Genomic DNA, 20,094 nt, shown 5'->3' with positions numbered 1-20,094 from the left:
TTCCCCGCCGCTTTGGAGTACTCCTTGAAACAACTGCGCCGCACGATGCGCGAGCTGCTGCCGCTTCTGCCCGATAACGCCAGGCGGTTCCTTACCCTCTTTGGCGTGCTCTCGGCGATCCTTTCGCTCCTCGATTCGGCGGCGCTGGGCGTCTTTGCTTTGGTCCTGAACCAAATTCTCAAGGGCGGGACCATGACCCTGCCGGTTATTGGAACGGTCACCCAGGAGTTGAGTCTCTTGATTCTCGTCTCCTCGGCCTTGGTCATGATCCTGAAATCCGTGCTCAGCATCTGGCTTCAGTGGGTGTCCACCCGCAGGTTTGCCGACTATGAACTTGAGATTGGCTCCATTCTGTTCCAGAGCTACATCCGTGCTCCGTGGACGGAGCGCATGAAGCGATCCACCACCGAGCTGGTCCGGATGATCGACGTCGGAATCGCCAACACCGTATCGGGTGTGCTGTTCCCGGCTGTCACGCTGCCGGCCCAGGCGCTGACTTTCGCATCGGTCCTCGTGGTGCTCGTGGCTGCATCCTGGCAGACCGCCTTGTCCACCGTCCTTTATCTCGGGATCATCGCGGCGTTCCTTTACTTGTGGCTCTCGAAGAAGTCGTATGAGGCAGGAAAGGTGAACCGCGACGCCGCACAGCGCATGTCCACCCTGGTGTCTGAAATGCTCGCGGCCCTCAAGGAAATCACCCTCCGCGACAAGGCGGAAGAAGTAGGCGGCATCGTGCTGCACAGCCGGGAACGTGCCGCCCGTTCACGGTCGAATATCAGGTTCATCAGTTCGGTCCCCAAGTTTGTGATCGACATGGCCCTGATCGGCGGTTTCCTGCTGATTGGTGCGGTGGGCTACATGATCGGCGGCATCGAAACTGCGATGTCATCGGTCGCGATCTTCGGCCTGGCTGGCTTCAAGCTGGTGCCGGCACTGACCACGGTCCAAGGGCAGATAACCCAGATCCAGTCGACTCTTCCCTACACCGAGATCGTGATGCGGGACATCAAGGACGCGGCCGTCTTCCGGGAAAACGCCGAGAAGCTGGGCAAGACCCCCATCACCAGCGAGCCGAAAATGCTCGAACTGAAGGACGTTGAATTCACCTATCCGGGGGCAGAGAGTCCGGCGGTCACCAACATCAGCCTCAGCCTGCCCATCGGCTCGTCTGTGGGAATCGTCGGTCAATCGGGGGCTGGCAAGTCCACCCTCATCGATATCTTCCTGGGGTTGTTGACCCCGTCGAAAGGCACCATGACCCTCGACGGCGTTCCGCTCGAGGACGTGCTGGCGGATTGGCGCAAGCGGGTGGGCTATGTGCCCCAGGACGTGGCGATCTTCGACGGCACAGTCGCCCAGAATGTGGCCTTGAGCTGGGGCGGTGACATTGACGAGGACAAAGTCCGGAGCGCGCTGGAACGCGCCCAACTCCTCGACACCGTCAATACCCGCGCGGGCGGAATCAACGGCCGGGTGGGCGAGCGGGGCCTGGCCCTGTCGGGCGGACAACGCCAGCGTCTGGGTATCGCACGTGCCCTGTACATGGACCCCCTGGTCCTGGTGCTCGACGAGGCCACCAGTGCGCTGGACACGTCCACGGAAGCCGCCGTCGCGAATGCGATCAGCGAACTCCACGGCGAGATCACCGTCATCTCGGTGGCCCATCGTCTCTCCACGATCCGGCACAATGACCAGATCTGCTTCATGAAGGACGGCACCATCGTGTCGCAGGGAATTTTTGACGAGGTCATCCGCATCAATCCGGACTTCGCCCAGCAGGCTGCTCTCGCGGGTCTTCACACTCTGGACGGCGGCGCCCCCGCCGCAGGTGAAGCCGCGCGCCCGGAGGCCCGCGCGCTGTAAGCATTCCCCGGTAGGCCCGCATTTCCCGGGCCCCGTTCTCCGCCGGTTCCTCCCGCCACCGGCGGGCGGCCTGTTCCCCACCGGACAGTTCCCTACCCGGCTGCGATCCCCCGGTACAGATCCTCCAGACGGTCCACGTACGCTGCCGCGTCGTATCTGGGCAGCGCCCACGTTGACCCGCCCAACGTGCGCGCGGCAGCTTGCGGGTCCTTGAGCGCTTCGAGGACCTGCGCCACCACTTCGTCCTCCGTTCCCTGCAAAACCGGGGGCGTCGATCCGTCGTCCGGCCGCGCCAGACGCGTCCCCACTGCGGCCAGCGGCACGCCCATGCAGAGGGCCTCGAACTCGCTGGTGGCGAAATTGTTCGTGGCCTGGCCGACGCCGACATGCGCGCCGGCCATGACGCGGTGGTATTCCTCTTGCGACATGCGCTCCAGCAACGTCACCCCGGCCTCAGCCGCCTGCCCGGCCCCGGGCCCCCAGTTCAGTCCGAGAATCCGCACTTCCGGACCGACAGCGCTCCGGAGCCGACGAGCCAGGCTCAACTGCCGCTCCACCCCCTTGTCCTCGTCCCAGCGCGAGACAAAGAGAATGGTCGGCCGGGCGTCCGGCCGCCAGGCGGGGAGGCTGGCAGCGTCAACCAGGGCAGGCAGGAATTCTGCGTCCGGCCGTGCCGCCAAGGCGTTGCCGGTGGTGTCATTATTCGCGTAGAAGACGTGCGCGGCACCGTCGATGGCACGCTGGATCTCATCGTGGAAGGCAGGATCGGTCCACTGTTTGCGAATGTCCGTACCGTGCAGGGTCAGGGCGTAGGGACGCCTCGGCATTCCGCGTTCCCGGAGCAACCGCGCGCTGGTGGCGTAGTGGACATGGACGACGTCCGCCGTCCATAATTTGGCGGCCCTTCGGGCGACATACGGAACAAAGCGCGCCCGGGCCAGGACCGGGTTTGCCGGGGCAGGTGTCAGGGGGCGCACGAGTTCGGGCGGCAAATAGTCCCAGGTCTTGCCTGCCCGGCCGGCCGCCCGGACCATGGTCCGGGCCACGAACGCGCAGTCGTTGAATTGAAGGACATGGGGATCGGCGCTCATCCCTGCTGCCTTGCTGCTACGGCTGCGGGGGACGTCCCGTGGAGATATGAGCCACCGCGGACGGAATCCCGAGTTTCGTTTTGCACCCAGTAAGGTTATCGCGGGACTCCCCAAATAACCTCGTTCAGGAGTGCTTAGTCCATGCGCCAAAGCATCGAAGTCGTCATCCCGGTCCATGATCCCGCGCGGCCGGTAGCGCGCGGGATAGCGTCCGTCAATGAGCAGCGCTCCGCGCTGGCCGCCCGCGGTGTCGACCTGCAGGTGACGGTGGTGCTGCACAATCTTCCGGCGGACAGCCTGACCCAGCCCGGGTTCCCTTCCGGCCTCGCCGGTGTCACCTATCTCGCCCACACCGACGGCGTGGCGTCACCGGCTGGCCCCCGCAACTACGCCCTGGGCCGCAGCAGTGCGACCTACCTGAGCTTCCTTGACTCGGACGACTACCTGGAACCCGGCTCGCTGCTGTCGTGGTGGCAAGTGGCCGAGAAGCATGCGGCCGCTGCGGTGATCGCACCGTTACGGACGCCGTCGGGCAGCATTCTCCCGTCCCCACGAATTCGACCGTCAAAGCCCCGGGTCCTCCACCCCCTCCGAGACGGGCTGGCCTACCGCAGTGTGCCCTACGGGCTGTTGCGCCGGGAGAGCCTGCTCGCCCTGGGGTTTGGCTACACCGAGGGCATCCTGACCGGTGAAGACATTGAACCGACGCTGCGGCTGTGGTTCCGTTCCGGTGCCATCTGCTACCCATACGGCGCGCCCGCGTACCGTCAGACAGATGACTCCGGTCCGGCCCGCGTGACGAGCTCCATCCGGCCGCTGAGGCAGGAGTTCGCGTGGCTGGAACACCTGCTTGATACGGACTGGCTGCGGCAGGCGTCGACGCCGGAAAGGCGCGCCATCGCGCACAAGGTTCTGAGGGTGCACGGCATCGGGGCCCTGCTCCGGCGCGCTGACGCCCCCGACTCCCCCGGCCAGGCCCCGCTGTGGGATGCCGAGGAGAGCCTGTACTGGCGCGGCGTTGCCGGCAGGGTCCTGGCTTTTGCCGGCGGTTCCATTCCAAGTATCAGCCGCCGTGACGCCGAACTCATCGGGGCCGCGGGAACGGCCGGGGAGCTTCGGCAGCTGCGCGCCCTGGTGGCCAAGTATCGGGGGTCCGGACGCCAGGGGGCGTTGCTCACTCCACGGCTGCAGGATTCACTGTCCCGCGACTCGACGCTCCGCCACTACGTCAGCGAGAGACTGCGGGCGGCGGCCGGCGTTTTCACGGCACCGCCCGGAGCACCTGGGTAACGGAGCCCGCGCCACCATCGTGGCGGCTGCCGGAGGCTCCCCGGCGCAAGATCATCAGCCTGGCTTGCTAGACTCGAGTCGATAATTCGGACGAGCAGGAGCATTAATGAACTGGTGGCAGGCGTTTCCCGCTATCGCCGTGGCCGCACTCTTGATGTTTCTCCCCGGGTTTGTGCTCGCGAGGGCACTGGGTGCCAAGGGCTTCGCCTCAGCGGCAATGTCCCCTCTGGCTTCCTGCGGACTCATCGGGCTCGCAGGCGTGGTGGGAGGACTGTTCCGGCTGGGCTGGGGACTCTTCAGTTATCTGCTCGTGACAGCCATCTGCACCGGTGTGGCATTCCTGCTTCGACGATTCCTTAGTGGACGGGTTTCCCCTGTCGCGCCAGCCTCTGTGGCGCCCGCCGTCCAATGGGCGGCAATCCTGGGCGGTATGGTGGCTGGCTCTACCCTCATATTCAACCGCCTGCTGCCGGCCATCGGCCAGCCCGGAAACTTCGCCCAGGTGTACGACAACATTTTTCACCTCAATGCGATCCGGTACATCCTCGAAACCGGCAACGCCTCGTCCCTGACGCTGGGCCGGATGCTCAGCCCGGAATCCGGGATCGCGATCTACCCGTCCGTCTGGCATTCGCTGGCGGCCCTCGTTGCCCAGCTGACCAACAACGACGTCTTTGTCAGCGAGAACGCGGTGGTGGTAGCTGTGAGCGCGCTCCTGTGGCCTTTCGCCTGCATCATGCTGGTCCGGGGCATCGTCGGGCCCCGCGTCCTGCCGCTGGTGGTTGCCGGTGCCCTGAGCGGCGGCTTCTGGATGTTCCCCTTCCAGTTGCTGCAGTGGGGCCCGCTCTACCCCAACACCCTTGCCTACAGCTTGCTGCCCCTGGCGCTGCTCGTCCTTGTGGGGTTGTTCAGGGTCGGACGCGAAAGATTCCTGGACGACTTCAGCCTCTGGTCCTTCCTGGTCATCGCGGTTGCGGCGCTGTTCCTTTCCCAGCCCAACGGTGTCACGGCACTCTTGGCGTTCTCCGTCCCGCTCATTGCCGCCGCGTGGTTCTCCCAGATGCGTGCCCGCATCCGCGCCAAGGCAGGTTTCCGGCCAATTGCCCTGACAGTCCTTTGGGGTGTGGCCTCGGCGGCGGCCTTCCTCGTCGTCTGGCAGGCCTTGCTCCTTGACTTTGACAGCTGGAAACCCAGCCGGACCCTGGAGCAGGCTGTGGGCGACGTCGCCACGGGCACCCTCCTGGGCGGCGGCGAGACAATGGTCGCCTCGGTGGCGGCCCTGGTCGGCATCCTCACCATCATCTGGCGGCGGAGAGGTGGCTGGATTATTGCCTGCGCGCTCATTGCCGCTGCCCTCTACGTCGTTGCCGTCGTCATGTATCAGGGCCGCTTCCGGCACTTCACGATCGGCAGCTGGTACCAGGACCCGTACCGGCTGGCGGCCTTGGTGCCGTTGTTCATGATTGTCCTTGCCAGCGTGGGTGCGGACGGCCTCGTGTCCGCGGTCAGGGGATGGCTCCGCCGCATCGCCGCCAAACGCTCCTCCGGCCGGCGGCCTGGCCTCCCTGAGTTCAGGGGATCTGGGGCCCTGTACGCAGTCGCAGCAGCCGCGATCCTTGCGCTCGCTCTCTCCACCCTGGTGGATCGCGTCCACAGCCCCGGACTGGCCGCCGTATCCACCAAGATCAAGAACTCGTACTCCTTTGTCCCGGGCTGGGCGGTATCCAGTGATGAATTCGCGCTGATGTCCCGGCTCGATTCAACCGTTCCGAAGGACGCCGTTATCGGCGTCAACCCGTTCAACGGTGGACCGCTGGCCTACGCCATTTCTGGCCGCCACGTCACCCAGTACCATATTTCGCCGGGTCCCGACGCCGATCTTCGCAAGATTGCGATGGACCTAACGACGTCGCAAAAGGGAGCTGAAACCTGCCAGCTCGCGGAGAAGGAGCATGTCCGCTACATTCTCGACTTCGGCCGCTTCTACATCCTCAACTTCGTGGAGGCCCAGGCCTACCCCGCGTTCGACAACGTGCTGGCGACCCCCGGCGCCAAGGTGGAACTCGTGGACCACCAGGGCGCGGCCAAACTGTACAAGGTCAACGCCTGCTGACCATGCTGCACGCGGTCTCCGCCGGTGCGCTGGATCACAGCCCGCCGTGGCCGGGCACCGCCATCGCCTAAGCTGGGAGCATGCGTATTCTCAGCGTCGTCGGCGCAAGACCACAGTTTGTAAAGCTCGCACCGATCGCGTCAGCCATCTCCGGCCGGGCGGAGCACCTGATTGCCCACACCGGCCAGCACTACGACGAACTCATGAGCGATGTCTTCTTCCGTGACCTGGGTATCCCAGCTCCCGACTTCAACCTCGGCGTGGGGTCCGGCAAGCACGGCGCACAGACCGGGGCCATGCTGGGAGGCCTCGAGGAGATCCTGGAAGAGGCCAAACCAGACTGCGTGCTGGTGTACGGCGACACGAACTCCACCTTGGCCGCTGCGATAGCCGCGGTCAAGATGCACATACCGCTGGCCCACCTTGAGGCGGGGCTGCGTTCCTTCAACCGGCGCATGCCGGAAGAACACAACCGCGTCCTGACCGACCACGCCGCGGACCTGCTGCTGGCCCCCACCCGCGTGGCCGTCGACCACCTGGCCAACGAGGGCCTCGCCGCCAAGACGGTCCTCGTCGGCGACGTCATGACCGACGTCCTGTACCAGGTCCGCGCCCTGCTGGAGAGCCGGAACGAGCCGCTCCCCCTCGACGTAGCCCCGCAGGGTTACTACGTCAGCACGATCCACCGGCCGGACAACACGGACTCGCCGTCGCGCCTCCGGTCCATCCTTGAGTCCCTGGCCTCCCTGGACCGCCCTGTCCTCCTGCTCGCCCATCCGCGCCTGGTCAGTTTCGCAGACCGTCACGGACTGACGCTGGAGCAGGGAAGCATCCGGGTATGCCCGCCGCTGGCCTATCCGCAACTGGTCAACGCCGTACTCAACAGTGCAGGCGTCATCACCGACTCGGGAGGCCTGCAGAAGGAAGCATTCCTGCTGCGGGTGCCGTGCACGACGATCCGTCCCGAGACGGAGTGGGTTGAGACCCTCGAATCGCGGTGGAACGTCCTGGTGAGCGAGGACCTCTCCATCCTGGCCGACACAGTGAAGCGGCCCGCACCTGAACCCACGGACGCGGCCCCGTACGGCGACGGGCACGCGGCCGAGAAGATCGTGGACGCGCTGCTGAACTTCAACGCGGAGTCCGGCACAAAGTAAGGGGCGCAGGCGCCTATGCGGGGCGGGAACGGGCAGTAAAAAAGCCCGTTGCCGCCCCTGCTGCTTTCCGGCAGGGCTAGAGCAGCGCGGGCTAGAGCAACGCGGGCTAGAGCAACGCGGACGCCGCCATGAAGCGCAACGGCGCCTCTGGATGCAGCTGCGCCGCCAGGTTCGCCGCGATCAGGGTTTGCGGCCGCCCGAACTTGCGGCGCGCTGCCGCTGCCGCCAGCATTTCAGCCAACGGGCCAGGGGTAAGAATGCTGCGGAGCAGCCGGGCGTCCGCCAGGGACAAGGGCCCGTCCGCCCCCGGTGCTGCGGCCAGAAGTGTGCGGGCCACGCGTGCGAGGTCTTCGCGCTCCGCATCCGTCCAGCCGCCCTGGTCCATGCGAGGGAGAATCACGCCAAAGACGTGAACCCGGAGCAACTTGGTGACCAGGGACTGACGCTGGGCCAGGGGAAGCGCCACGAACCAGGGGTCCGCGACGAGTTCCAGGGCGAAGGCGAACAACTCGCCGATCTCGCGTCGCTGGCCCGTGACCCGGTCCTCGGCGTCGGCGCCGACGACGTATTTACCGGCCCCCCGGGCGTAGTCGATCCGCCCGCCGCCGAACCACAGTTTGGCGGAGAAGATCTGGTCCTCCCCCGTCCGCAGATCAGCGCTGAAGTCGAGGCCGAGCCGCTGAATTTCGCTGCGTCGCAGCAGGCCCAGCGGCGCTGTGCGGTAGCTCAGGCGGTCCTTGACCGGATCCAGACCGAACCGCCTGCCCACCCGGACCGGCGGAGTCCGGACCGGCGCCCCGCCGGCGTGGCGCTGCGGGGCGATGACCATCGCGGAAGAGTGGCTGCGGGCGAGCTCCAGCCACTGGCGGAGGGCGCCGGGCTCAAGATGATCATCGCTGCCAAGGATGCAGACGAACTCGGCCGTAGCCTGCTGCAGCCCAAAATTGAAGGGCCCGGCCGGGCTCGGAATCCCGTCGCGGAGTTCCAGGAACCTGGTGGCTGCGGCCAGCCCGGGTGGAACGTTCCTCGAAATCTCGTCCCGGGAAATGTTGTGGCACACCACCGTGACCCGGACGCCGTCCGGGGTGTTCAGCTCCAGGCCGGCCGCCGCAATCGAGGCGAGCGCCCGTGCCACCGGTCGGGTGCTGCTGTGCACTGCCATGACGACGTCGACGGCGGGGACCGCCTCTGTTGCGCCGCTATTCACGTGGGCTCCGTCCTGTTGGTCCTGTGCCGGCGAGCACCCGGCCGTAGACGTCTTCGAAGAGCCGGCCGACAGTGGTTCGGCTGAACCTGGCCCGGATCGGTTCAGCAATCGTGGAGGGGTCGACCCCCGCGAAGGTCCGGCGGGCCGCCAGGATCGCCTCGGCCAGGGACTCCGGCGAAGCGTCGTCCACGAGGACGCCGTTCGCTTCGGTCACGTAGTCGGTGAATCCCCCGACGCGCGGAACCACCACGGGCCGTCCGGCGGAGAGCGCCTCGGCCGCGGACGTGAAGAAGTTCTCGTGCGCCGTCGGGAGGAAGAATAGGTGGGCCTGTTCGAAAAACGCGAAGACTTCGGCCGGTGGGACCGCGCCGACCAGTGTGACGTTCCCGCCGAGGTCCATCTCGGCGATCAGCTCCTCGGCCTCGCGGCGAAGGGGTCCGTCGCCCACCCAGCTGAGGTGCACGTCGTGGCCTGATTCCTTGAGCGCTGCGATGGTCCGGATGGCCAGCAGCGGCCTCTTCCCCGGCACCAGGCCGCCAACAGCGGCCAGCCGGAGCCGTTCACGCGCGGGCAGCGGCTGCAGGGGACGGTCGTTGGCGACGACGCAGGGAACCAGCACCGCAGCCTGGGGCCGTGCGAACGCTTGCAGTTTCTCCACGAGTTCTGCCGTCACTCCCGTCACGGCGTGCGGAAGCCGCAGAACCCATCGCAACCAGGCGAACTGTCGCCACAGCCCCGCGACATTGCGCGGGTTCGTGACACCGCTCCAGTGCTCAGAGTGGACCCAGGGGATCCGCCGCAGGGCCGCTGGCAGGGCCGCGACGAGGGCCGAGGAAAACGCCATCGTGTGCAGCACATCCGCCGTCGAGCATTCCCTCAGCAGCAGGCGGAGCACCGAGAGTGCCGTCCACGGCCGGCGGGGGTTCAGGGAGACCCGGTGCACGGGCAGGCCGGCGTAGGACTCCGTGGCCGCGGGTAGCCCGCTGCCCAGCCTTACATGCAGCACCCGGACGTCGTGCCGGAGTTGGATTGCCTTCGCGTGCTCCAGGTTGAAGGGCGCCTGGGCGGGCGAGCCCTGGCTGGGGAACCACGTGGTGACCACCAGGATCTTCATCGGGAGGTCCTCGCCACCGTGGCAATGACGGCCGCCGCGGCCTGGCCTGCCGCCGCGAGGGAAGCGTGGTCCGCCACCCACTGCGAGCGGAGTCCGCGGCCCGTGTCGTCGGTTTCGAGCGCGGCGATCATTGCGGCCGCCACGGCCTGGGGGTCGTGATCCACGGCGTCGCCGAGCCCGTTGGCAGCCACGACTGCCGCGCCCTCGCCGGTCCCGGCAAATATCACCGGGGTCCCGCATCCTGCGGCGGCATAGATTTTGGTCGGCTTGGCGAAGTCATATCCTTGGCCCGGCTTGATGCTGACGAGTGCGGCTGCGGCTCCCCGCAGCCAGGCCGCGGCCTGCCGGGGCGGAACGACTCCGCCGAAAACCACGCTCCCGGGGGCGACCTCGGCCGCCAGCGTCCGGAGGGCCGGCTCATCTGTGCCCTGGCCGAAAAAGCGGATCTCGGCGTCCGGATATTTCAGCTGCACGATCGGCAGTGCGCGGACAAAAACATCGGCTCCCTGCCATTCCGAAATGGTTCCGGTGTAGGCGAAATACGGCCGCTCACTTGCGGCTACCTCGCCCTGGGGGTTGAAGACTGAGGTGTCGACCCCGTTGGCGACCACCCGGAGCCGCTCCGCCGGGACGCCGAACTTCGCGACTTGCTCGGCGACGGCATCAGAAATGGCGATGACGCAGGCGGCACGTCGCAGCACGAAGCCTTCGACGCGCCGCATCATGCTGACGACGACGGCGGGCACGTCCGTTGCGGACAGCGCCTCACTCCACACGTCCGCAGCGTAGTACACGAATGGCCGGCGGCGCAGCCAGCTGCTGAGGGCCACCACCAGCCCGGTGGTGGGCGGCGGTTCGGAGACGACAATGTCCGCGCCCTGGACCAGCAGGCGGAAGAAGGCCGGGATGTCGAAGCTCAGGTACTGGACATAGCCGCGGACGTTGCCGCCCGGGTCCCGCAATACGGGCCAGCGGCTGAGTCCGAACGGGACTTTGCCGGCTGAGGCTCCGCCGGGGGCGCGGGTCGTCACCACCTGCACGTCAGCGCCTGCGGCCACCAGCCCGTCGACTAGCGCCTGGAGACGGAAGGCAGCGGCTCCCACTTCGGGTGTGAATAGCCGGGTCGCTACCGCGACCCTCAATCGGGGAGGTGCCGTCACGAGGCGGCGACTTTGACCATCTGCCCGGTACGCGCGGACTCCAGCACGGCCTCGGCGACGGCGAGCGTGTCCAGGCCTTCGCGCATGGTCACGACGTCGTTGCGCAGCCCCAGGACGGCGTCGCGGAAGGCCTCGTGCTCGGTGCGCAGCGGTTCTGGTTTGGCGATGGCAAGCCGGGTCATGTTGCCCTCGGAGACGCCCCGGAAAGCCGCCATGGACTCCCACTCCGTGGCCACGGTGCCGTTTTCGAAGAACGTCAGGTCCGCCGTGACCGTGTCGGCCACGAAGGCGCCCTTTTCGCCGGTGACGATTGTCAGGCGCTCTTTCATGGGGGAGAGCCAGTTCACCAGGTGGTTGGTGATGACGCCGTTTTCCAACTGCCCGGTCGCCGCCACCATGTCTTCATGCGGACGGCCGCTGCGGGTGGTGACGTGGGCGAAGATCGACTCGAAGCGGCTCTGGGCGAGCCAGGCGGTCAGGTCGATGTCGTGCGTGCCGAGGTCCTTCACGACCCCGACGTCGGCGATGCGCGACGGGAAGGGACCCTGCCGGCGGGTGGCGATCTGGTATACCTCGCCGAGTTCGCCCGCTTCAATCCGCTTCCGCAGCGACTGCAGGGCAGGGTTGAAGCGCTCGATGTGCCCCACGGCCCCTACGAGGTTCTTGGCCTCGAAGGCGTCCACGAGGCGTTGTCCTGCGCGTGCGCTTTCGGCGATCGGCTTCTCCACGAGGGTGTGGATGCCGGCTTCGGCCAGGGCCAGGCCGACTTCCTCGTGCATCCCCGTGGGGACGGCCGCGACCGCCATGTCCAGGCCTTCGGCAATGAGTTCCTCGACCGAGGACAGCACCGTCAGGCCACCGGCCACGCCGTGCGGGTCGCCGTAGGCGTCCGCCACAGCCACCAGATCGACGCCGGGCAGTTCGCGAAGAACCCGGGCATGGTGCCGGCCCATCATTCCCAGCCCGATCAGGCCTACGCGCAGATTCGCCATCTCAGGCACCGGCCTTGGCCACGGCGTTGACAGCAGCGACGATCCGTTCGAGGTCGTCCTGGCTCAGGGACGGGTGAACCGGCAGGGAGAGCACTTCCTTGGCGGCCGTCTCCGTGTTGGGCAGGTCTTCGGTGCGGTTGAAGGACGGAAGCCGGTGGTTCGGGACCGGGTAGTACACGCCGGTTCCGATGTTGTACTCGTCGCGCAGTGCCTTGGCCAGCCCGTCGCGGTCCTCGGTCACCCGGATTGTGTACTGGTGGTAGACGTGGCCCGCCCCCGCCTTGACCGCCGGGGTCCCGACGTTCTCCAGGTTGGCGTCCAGGAACGCGGCGTTCTGCTGCCGCTGCGCGGTCCAGCCGAGCACCTTGGTGAGCTGGACGCGGCCGATGGCGGCGTGCAGGTCAGTCATGCGGGCGTTGAAACCGACGATCTCGTTCTCGTACTGCTTCTGCATGCCCTGGTTGCGCAGCAGCCGCAGCTTGTGCTCGACGGCGGCGTCCGACGTCGTGACCATGCCGCCCTCACCGGAGGTCATGTTCTTCGTCGGGTACAGGCTGAACATGGCGAAGGTGCCGAAGCTGCCCACCTTTTTCCCGTTGAAGCTTGCTCCGTGCGCCTGGGCTGCGTCCTCGTAGAGGTCGAGGCCGCGCTCCGCGGCAAGCCTGCCGAGGCCCTCGACGTCGAAGGGGTGGCCGTACAGGTGGACCGGCATGATGCCCTTGGTCTTCTCCGTGATCAGCGAGGCGACGTGGTCTGTGTCCAGGGTGTAGTGGTCCAGCTCGATGTCAGCGAAGACCGGCGTCGCACCGGTCAGTGCCACCGCGTTGCCGGTGGCGGCAAAGGTGAAGGACGGCACGATAACTTCGTCGCCAGGGCCCACGCCGGCGGCGAGGAGGCCGAGGTGGAGGCCGGAGGTGCCGGAGTTCACGGCGACGGCCGCCCGGCCGTCGACGAGCACCGAAGAGAACTCGGTTTCGAACTCGGCTACCTGCTTGCCTTGGGCCAACATTCCGGAGGCGAGTACGGCATCTACGGCCGCCCGCTCTTCATCGCCGATGATCGGCTTTGCTGCGGGGATAAAGTCCAGGCTCATGCGTTGTCCTCTGCCTCTTTCAGGAAATTTTCTTCTTCAACATATTTGGCGCCGGTCTCGGGGCACACCCAGAACCCGTCCGCCTCACGCAGCGGGAAGCCGGCTTTTCCGACCCAACCGAGCCGTTTGGCCGGCACTCCGGCCATCAAGGCGAAGGCGGGCACGTCCTTCGTGACGACGGCGCCCGCGGCGATGGTCGCCCAGCGTCCGATCGTCACCGGCGCCACGCAGACGGCTCGGGCGCCGATGGACGCCCCGTCCTCGATGGTGACGCCCACCGGCGTCCAGTCGTGCGCGCTCTTCAACGATCCGTCGGGACTGACGGAGCGGGGGTAGGTGTCGTTCGTGAGGACCACTGCGGGTCCGATGAAGACGCCCTTTCCCAGCTTGGCGGGTTCATAGACCAGAGCGTAGTTCTGGATTTTGGTGTTGTCGCCGATCTGGACACCGGTGCCTACGTAGGCGCCACGGCCGACGATGCAGTTTTCTCCCAGGATGGCGTCCTCGCGCACCTGGGCCAGGTGCCAGATCTTGGTGCCGGCTCCCAGCACGGCGCGGTCCGAAACATCAGCGCTCGGGGCAATGTTGTTCATCGTGGATCTCCTGTCAAAGGGAAGAAGCGATCGGCGAATCGACCGGGGTCATGCCTTGCCGATGACGCGGTACTGGACGCCGGCCCACGCCTCGGGGCTGCTTACCCGCCGGCCGTCGATGAACACCCGGACGCCCGGGAGGTCCTGCGGCCCCAGTGTGCGGTACTCGGCGTGGTCCGCCTGGACCACGGCCGCGTCGGCCGGCTCGCCCAGGTGGTAGGGCTGGAAGCCCAGCTTCTGGAGTTCCTCGTCGGTGTACAGGGGGTCATGGACCAGCGCGGTGGCGCCGCGCAGTTCGAGTGCCTTGACGGCGTCGAACACGCCGGAAAACGCAGTCTCCTTGACGCCGCCGCGGTACGCGGCGCCGAGTACCACCACGCGGGCGTCGGCGAGGTCGCCATAGGCTCCCTCGAGCAGCCCGATGGTGTAGGCCGGCATGTCGGCGTTGGCCGCGCGGGCTGCGCGCACCACCGTGGCCTCGGGATCGTTCCAGAGGTACAGGCGCGGGTACACGGGGATGCAATGTCCGCCGACGGCGATTCCCGGTGTGTGGATGTGGCTGTAGGGCTGGGAGTTGGCGGCCTCAATGACCTGGTAGATGTCGATCCCGGCCGTGGCGGCGTAGCGGGCAAACTGGTTGGCGAGGCCAATGTTGACGTCGCGGTAGGTGGTTTCCGCCAGTTTCGCCATCTCCGATGCCTCGGCGGACCCCAGGTCCCAGACGCCATTCGGGCGCACCAGATCCGTGCGCTCGTCGAAGTCCAGCACGGCCTGATAGAACTCGACGGCTTTGGCTGCCCCTTCTTCCGACAGGCCGCCCACGAGCTTGGGGTACTTGCGCAGGTCCTCGAATACCCGGCCGGTGAGGACGCGCTCCGGGGAGAACACCAGGTGGAAGTCCTGCCCCTCGACCAGGCCCGAGGCCGATTCCAGGGCCGGCTTCCACCGGGTCCGGGTGGTGCCGACCGGGAGGGTGGTTTCGTAGGACACCAGGGTGCCAGGGGTCAGGTGCTTCGCCAGTTCGGCGGTCGCCGCGTCCATCCAGCCGAAGTCGGGATTCGCGTCGGCGTCGACAAACAGCGGCACGACGAGGACTACAACGTCCGCTTCGGGGACGGCATCCGCGTATTCGGTCGTCGCCCGGAGCTTGCCTGCCGGCACCAGCACGGACAGTTGTTCCTGCAGCCGGGCTTCGCCGGGAAATGGCTCGGTACCGGCGTTGATGAGGTCGACAACCTGCCGGTTGACGTCGACGCCGACCACCTCATGACCCTTGGATGCAAACTGGACGGCCAAGGGCAGGCCGATCTTACCCAACGCAATTACAGCAATCTTCACGATTCTCGTGCCTTTTCTCTCATGCCTGATGGCAGGGCCGAAGGACCTGCCTCCACACTAGCGGCTGCCGCGCCGCGAGGGCGGCAGCGAGGTCTGCCGACTAGCTGCGGAGCCTGCTCACCGCATCGCTGATCGGCCCATCGAACAATACATTTCCGTGCTCCAGCAGGACCCCGCGGTCACAGATCCGGGAGACCAGGTCCAGGTCGTGGCTGACGACGACGAGCGTCTTGCCCTTTTCCGCCAGCTCCTGGATCTTGGCGATGCACTTGCGCTGGAACGGTTCATCTCCGACGGCGAGGATCTCGTCGATCAGGAATACCTCGGGGTCGGTGTGGACCGCTACGGAGAACGCCAGGCGCAGGTACATGCCTGATGAATAGAACTTGACCTCCGTGTCGATGAATTCGCCAATCTCGGAGAATTCCACGATCGCGTCGAACCGCTCGTTGATCTGCTTCTCGGTCATCCCCAGGATTGCCCCGTTGAGATACACGTTGTCGCGGCCGGACAGGTCAGGATGAAAGCCCGCTCCGACCTCGATCAGGCCAGCCACCCGGCCGCGCGTGTACACGCTGCCGGAATCTGGGAGCATGACGCCGGAGATGTGCTTCAACAGGGTGGATTTGCCGGACCCGTTGAGACCGAGCAGGGCCACGGTCTCCCCCGTCTCCACCATCAGGGAGACATCCTTCAGGGCGTGGAACTTCTTGGACAGGTCGCCCTTGCGGCCCTTGACCAGCCACACAACCGCTTCCTTGATGGAACGGGTGTGGCGGAGCACGAACTCCTTGCTGATATTGGAAACCTCGATCGCGTTTGCCATTTACAGCTCCTGAGCGAAGCGGCCCTCAAGCCGCCGGAAAGTTAGCTGTCCCAGTGCCAGGACCACGAGCGAAATGGCGAGGCCGACCGGCAGCCACAGGCTGAACAGGTTCGGCGGCATCGCGGCAGAGCCGTCCGTGGTGGGGTACCAGAAAGCGTAGTGGAACAACTCGACGCCCACCGTGATGGGGTTGGCCTGATAGAGGGTGAAGAATCCCGGACCCAGCTTTGACTCCACCATCGTCCACGAGTACATGACCGGCGATGCCCAGGTGGCCACCATCAGCAACATGTCAACGAGGTTTTCCGAATCACGGAAATATACGTTGGCGGCGCCGAAAAGCAGCCCGAGCCCCGTGGCGAGGAAGCCCACAATGGCGAATCCGCCGACCGCGGCCAGCAGCTGGAACATGTCCGGATGCCACCCCGCCAAGACGCAACCGATCACGAGGACAACGAGCTGGGGGAAGAAATGGACCGCCGACACCCAGACCGACGCCACCGGAAACAGTTCCCGGGGAAGATAGATCTTCTTGATCAGGTTGCCGTTATTCACGATCGACCGTGCGGCGTTCCCGAGGGCTTCGGAGAAGAAGTTGATCAGCACGATTCCGGAGAAGAGATACACGGCATAGTTTGAGAGGCCGTCCGGGTTCCGTGCGCTGCGTTCCAGCCCGAGAAAGACGCCCAGCGCCACGTAGAACACGACGAACTGCACACCGGGCTTCACATAGGACCAGAGGAGGCCCAGGACGGAGCCGCGGTAGCGGACTTTCAGTTCCTTGCGGACCAGAAGCTTAAGCAAAAAACTGGACTGGCGAAGATCCCGAAATCCACCGCCGAGACCCGGGCGGGTCAATTCCCCGGAAATCGTGGTTGTCACGCTATTTCACTTCACTCTGAGTGTGCTCTTCGAAGATTTTCTTCCAGGAATCCAGAGATGTGAGCTCCGGCATTGCTGCCTTGTATTCCTTGCTTAGCGAGTGCCAGTCCTTGAGCAGGGCGGCGTGCAGGCGAGTGCTCTCGGTGAGCATTTCCCGCACGCGCTTGGGGTCCCGCTTGTACCAGGAGGCACCCGTTCCCTCGGCATTGGAGACGATGGCGCTGTCGAACTGCGCGATCCGCCACCAACGGTTGTCCTGATGCGCAATGCTGGTTTGCGGACGTTCCGCGCTCGTGTGGCCCACGGGGCGGAACAGCTGCCGCGCGACGGTTTTAGCCGCCCAGGGCAGAAGAGTGATCTTGGACGGCTGGGACACACCGTGCCCGCGGCGCGGCGGCTTGTCCATCTTGGGCGTCGGGAACTCGTCCGGATTCGCGCGGAAAATCGAGTCGGAGTAGCCGGCCATCATCTTCCGGATTTCGGGCAGCTTAGACGGAAGCAGCTCCGGCAGGCCGGACGGCCCCTTGAGCACATCTTCGAGCGCCCAGCCGCGGCCGTGCGCGGTCGCGTACTGCATTGACACGAGGTGCTTGATGTCCGCGTACTGTGATTCGCGCACGACGCGGCCGCCGTATTCGTACGGGCTGTGGAGCAGTGCCGCCACGATCCGGTTGCGTGCGTGGAAGTAAGCCTGCCAGCCGACGAGGTCATCCTTGTCGATCCAGGACACGTGCCACACGGCCGAACCAGGCAGGGAGACAGTCGGGATGCCGTGCGCCTTCGCGCGCAGTCCGTATTCCGAATCGTCCCACTTGATGAAGAGGGGCAGCGAGAGGCCGATTTCCCGAATCGCCGAAGTGGGGATCAGGCACATCCACCAGCCGTTGTAGTCCACGTCGCATCGGCGGTGCAGCCAGGAGGTCTGGCGCAGGTTCGAGGACAGGAAATCATGTCCGAGGACCATTTCCTCACTCGGCAGGGACGGCTGGAAGCGGTAAGGGTTGACCACCTCGCCGAACGTGTGGAGGACCGTCCGATTGTAGAGGTCGAACATGTGGCCGCCGACGATTGTCGGCGTCTTGCAGCGGTCAGCGAAGGTGAGCAGGCGGATGATGCTTTCAGGCTCAACTACGATGTCGTCGTCCATCAGCAGGACGTAGTCGCTGCCGTTTTCGACGGCTTCGAACATGCCTCGGGCGAAGCCGCCGGATCCGCCGAGGTTCGACTGGTTGATGATCCGCAGCTTGCCGCCAAGGGAAGCCCGGACGTCGGCGAAGCCCTCTGCGTCCTCGACCTTTTGGGTGCCCTGGTCGACCAGCAGGATCTCCTGGACATGCCTCAGGGCATCCGGGTTCTCCGCCAGCAGCCGGAGATTGTTGAGGCAGAAGTCGGTCTTGTTCAGAGTTGTGATCTGCAAGGTGACCGAACCGGGCGTCTTGTCAGTCGCGACGCCCTGCCACTCGGCGTCGACCATCACCAGCGGCTCGGAGCCTGCCACGAGATCGAACCAGTACCAGCCGCCGTCGCCGAAAGGCGCCAGGGACAGCTCGAAGGTGTTTTCCGCCGTACCCTCCACACGCCGCGTGTCGACGCGCTGCAGGGACCCGCGGGCGTTCGACTTGTAGACGATGACGGATCCTGCGCCCTCGGTGCGCACCTGAAGCCGGACAGAATCTACGGTGGTCCAGCGGCGCCAGTAGCTGGCCGGGAAGGCGTTGAAATAGCTGCCGAAGGAAACACGTTCCCCGGACCTGACCTTGGTGGAGCTTCGCGACAGGAAGTCCTCAACGTGGGCTTCCTTGGCGGCGCTGCTGATCGTCTGCGGCTTGGTCTTTTTTCCTCCGCGGTCACCGACCGTGGGGAGCTGGATGCCGGTCGCGGTGCCCATGTCCATATACAGGGGAACCGTGTCCATCTGGCTGGCGTTGGGCAGGATGACCCGCTGCAGGGTGTCCCACTGCTGGGCGGACTCTACTTGGGTATCGGTTGCGGCGCTCATGCGTCCACTCCCCCGCTTTCAATCTTAACGCCGCGTTCGAAGTGCGGGCGGATTTTGTTGTCGAACATGGTCAGGGCCGAGCCGATCGCCATGTGCATATCCAGGTACTTGTACGTGCCGAGACGGCCGCCGAAGAGGACATCCTGCTCGGCCGCGGCCAGGTCGCGGTATTTGAGGAGCCGATCGCGGTCCGTGGGCGTGTTGATCGGGTAGTAGGGCTCGTCGCCCTTCTCCGCAGCGCGGGAGAACTCGCGCATGATGACGGTCTTCTCCGTCTGGTACTCGCGCTCCGGGTGGAAGTGGCGCGGCTCGATAATGCGGGTGTACGCGACGTCTTCGTCGTTGTAGTTCACCACCGACGTGCCCTGGAAGTCCCCGACGTCGAGCACCTCTTCTTCGAAGTCGATGGTGCGCCAGGACAGATCGCCCTCGGCGTAGTCGAAGTAGCGGTCGACGGGGCCGGTGTACACGACCGGGATGTTGCCGACGACCTTGTCCTTGCTGTACTCATGCGACTCATCGAAGAAGTCCGTGTTGAGCCGGACCTCGATGTTGGGGTGCTCGGCCATCTTTTCGATCCACGCGGTGTAGCCGTTGGTCGGAAGGCCCTCGTACTTGTCGTTGAAGTACCGGTTGTCGTAGTTGTAGCGCACCGGAAGGCGGGAGATGATGCTCGCGGGCAGGTCCTTCGGATCCGTCTGCCACTGCTTGCCGGTGTAGTGCTTGATGAACGCCTCGTAGAGCGGGCGGCCGATCAGCTGGATGCCCTTGTCGTTCAGGTTCTGCGGATCGGTGCCGGCCAGTTCGCCGGCCTGGTCCTTGATCAGTTCCTGTGCCTGCCCGGGGGTGAGGTTGGCCCGGAAGAATTGGTTGATTGTGGCCAGGTTGATGGGCAGGGAGTAGACCTCGCCCTTGTGGACGCCGTAGACCTTGTGGACGTAGTTCGTGAACGTCGTGAAGCGGTTCACGTACTCCCACACGCGGTCGTTTGACGTGTGGAAGAGGTGGGCACCGTAGCGGTGGACCTCAATGCCCGTCTGCTCTTCCTTTTCGCTGTAGGCGTTGCCGCCAATGTGGTGCCGGCGGTCGATGACGACTACCTTCAAGCCCAGCTCAGTGGCGGCCTGTTCTGCGATTGTCAGGCCGAAAAAGCCCGACCCTACGATGACGAGGTCAGCGGTCACAAACTCTCCTGGTTCGAATGCGGGCAGCGCAATATTGTGCATTGTCTGCTGGTCTAGCCTACCTGAGACGCGGCTGGTATCGGCGAATCGCGGGTAGCCCCGCCGCCCGGAGCCATCCCCGGCACCGGCCCGGAAGCCAGACGTGGCGGGGGTTGCCATGCCGCTTCGGGGTGTTTTCCACATGGCCTAGTT

At 65.7% G+C, this 20,094-nt stretch carries 16 protein-coding genes; 4 read left to right on the top strand and 12 right to left on the bottom strand.

All coding sequences use genetic code 11. The annotated features are described in order from the left end of the window. Positions 1 to 24: 24 nt before the first annotated feature. Positions 25 to 1,863, top strand: coding sequence for an ABC transporter ATP-binding protein (locus ACFRJ8_RS07575; RefSeq protein WP_377985495.1), 1,839 nt, complete (start codon positions 25 to 27; stop codon positions 1,861 to 1,863). A 92-nt stretch (positions 1,864 to 1,955) separates the two neighbouring features. Here ACFRJ8_RS07575 and ACFRJ8_RS07570 read toward each other — a convergent pair whose 3' ends face one another. Further along, positions 1,956 to 2,954, bottom strand: coding sequence for a hypothetical protein (locus tag ACFRJ8_RS07570; RefSeq protein ID WP_377985494.1), 999 nt, complete (start codon positions 2,952 to 2,954; stop codon positions 1,956 to 1,958). A 141-nt stretch (positions 2,955 to 3,095) separates the two neighbouring features. On the opposite strand from ACFRJ8_RS07570, the gene ACFRJ8_RS07565 reads away from it, so the two are divergent. The 3 genes from ACFRJ8_RS07565 to wecB all read left to right on the top strand — a co-directional run bounded on the left by ACFRJ8_RS07565 (position 3,096) and on the right by wecB (position 7,514). Then, on the top strand, positions 3,096 to 4,244 hold the full coding sequence (locus tag ACFRJ8_RS07565; protein WP_377985493.1) for a glycosyltransferase: 1,149 nt from the start codon (positions 3,096 to 3,098) through the stop codon (positions 4,242 to 4,244). Positions 4,245 to 4,350: 106 nt separating this feature from the next. Continuing rightward, positions 4,351 to 6,357, top strand: coding sequence for a DUF6541 family protein (locus tag ACFRJ8_RS07560; RefSeq protein ID WP_377985492.1), 2,007 nt, complete (start codon positions 4,351 to 4,353; stop codon positions 6,355 to 6,357). An 80-nt stretch (positions 6,358 to 6,437) separates the two neighbouring features. Next, positions 6,438 to 7,514, top strand: coding sequence for a non-hydrolyzing UDP-N-acetylglucosamine 2-epimerase (wecB, locus tag ACFRJ8_RS07555; RefSeq protein ID WP_377985491.1), 1,077 nt, complete (start codon positions 6,438 to 6,440; stop codon positions 7,512 to 7,514). 106 nt (positions 7,515 to 7,620) lie between these two features. Here the strand turns inward: wecB and ACFRJ8_RS07550 are convergent, their stop codons facing one another. From ACFRJ8_RS07550 to glf, 11 genes are all read right to left on the bottom strand, one after another. Next, entirely contained in the window at positions 7,621 to 8,721 is a 1,101-nt protein-coding gene (locus ACFRJ8_RS07550; RefSeq protein ID WP_377985490.1) for a glycosyltransferase family 2 protein, read from the bottom strand. Beyond that, complete coding sequence (locus ACFRJ8_RS07545; protein ID WP_377985489.1) at positions 8,714 to 9,835, bottom strand: glycosyltransferase family 4 protein; 1,122 nt, start codon at positions 9,833 to 9,835, stop codon at positions 8,714 to 8,716. Before ACFRJ8_RS07545 ends, ACFRJ8_RS07550 begins: the two co-directional genes overlap by 8 nt. Beyond that, positions 9,832 to 10,938, bottom strand: coding sequence for a glycosyltransferase family 4 protein (locus ACFRJ8_RS07540; RefSeq protein ID WP_377985488.1), 1,107 nt, complete (start codon positions 10,936 to 10,938; stop codon positions 9,832 to 9,834). The genes ACFRJ8_RS07545 and ACFRJ8_RS07540 overlap by 4 nt, the downstream gene beginning before the upstream one ends. Positions 10,939 to 10,991: 53 nt before the next feature. Next, positions 10,992 to 11,987, bottom strand: coding sequence for a Gfo/Idh/MocA family oxidoreductase (locus tag ACFRJ8_RS07535; RefSeq protein ID WP_377985487.1), 996 nt, complete (start codon positions 11,985 to 11,987; stop codon positions 10,992 to 10,994). A 1-nt stretch (position 11,988) separates the two neighbouring features. Further along, entirely contained in the window at positions 11,989 to 13,080 is a 1,092-nt protein-coding gene (locus tag ACFRJ8_RS07530) for a DegT/DnrJ/EryC1/StrS family aminotransferase (protein ID WP_377985486.1), read from the bottom strand. Next, positions 13,077 to 13,673, bottom strand: a complete 597-nt coding sequence (locus ACFRJ8_RS07525) for an acyltransferase (RefSeq protein ID WP_377985485.1) — start codon at positions 13,671 to 13,673, stop codon at positions 13,077 to 13,079. Before ACFRJ8_RS07525 ends, ACFRJ8_RS07530 begins: the two co-directional genes overlap by 4 nt. 48 nt (positions 13,674 to 13,721) lie before the next feature. Beyond that, positions 13,722 to 15,011: a nucleotide sugar dehydrogenase gene (locus ACFRJ8_RS07520; protein ID WP_377985484.1), complete on the bottom strand. Its 1,290-nt coding sequence runs from the start codon at positions 15,009 to 15,011 to the stop codon at positions 13,722 to 13,724. A gap of 100 nt (positions 15,012 to 15,111) precedes the next feature. Then, positions 15,112 to 15,837: an ABC transporter ATP-binding protein gene (locus tag ACFRJ8_RS07515; protein WP_377985483.1), complete on the bottom strand. Its 726-nt coding sequence runs from the start codon at positions 15,835 to 15,837 to the stop codon at positions 15,112 to 15,114. Continuing rightward, on the bottom strand, positions 15,838 to 16,719 hold the full coding sequence (locus tag ACFRJ8_RS07510) for an ABC transporter permease (protein ID WP_377985482.1): 882 nt from the start codon (positions 16,717 to 16,719) through the stop codon (positions 15,838 to 15,840). It lies immediately after the preceding gene. A gap of 1 nt (position 16,720) precedes the next feature. Then, positions 16,721 to 18,718, bottom strand: coding sequence for a glycosyltransferase (locus tag ACFRJ8_RS07505; protein ID WP_377985481.1), 1,998 nt, complete (start codon positions 18,716 to 18,718; stop codon positions 16,721 to 16,723). Then, on the bottom strand, positions 18,715 to 19,902 hold the full coding sequence (glf, locus tag ACFRJ8_RS07500) for a UDP-galactopyranose mutase (RefSeq protein ID WP_377985480.1): 1,188 nt from the start codon (positions 19,900 to 19,902) through the stop codon (positions 18,715 to 18,717). Before glf ends, ACFRJ8_RS07505 begins: the two co-directional genes overlap by 4 nt. Between the last annotated feature and the right edge of the window lie 192 nt (positions 19,903 to 20,094).

This window comes from Arthrobacter sp. NPDC056886, assembly GCF_042788715.1.
In the GTDB taxonomy this organism is placed as follows: domain Bacteria; phylum Actinomycetota; class Actinomycetes; order Actinomycetales; family Micrococcaceae; genus Arthrobacter.
This window is presented reverse-complemented; position numbering and strand designations above follow the sequence as displayed.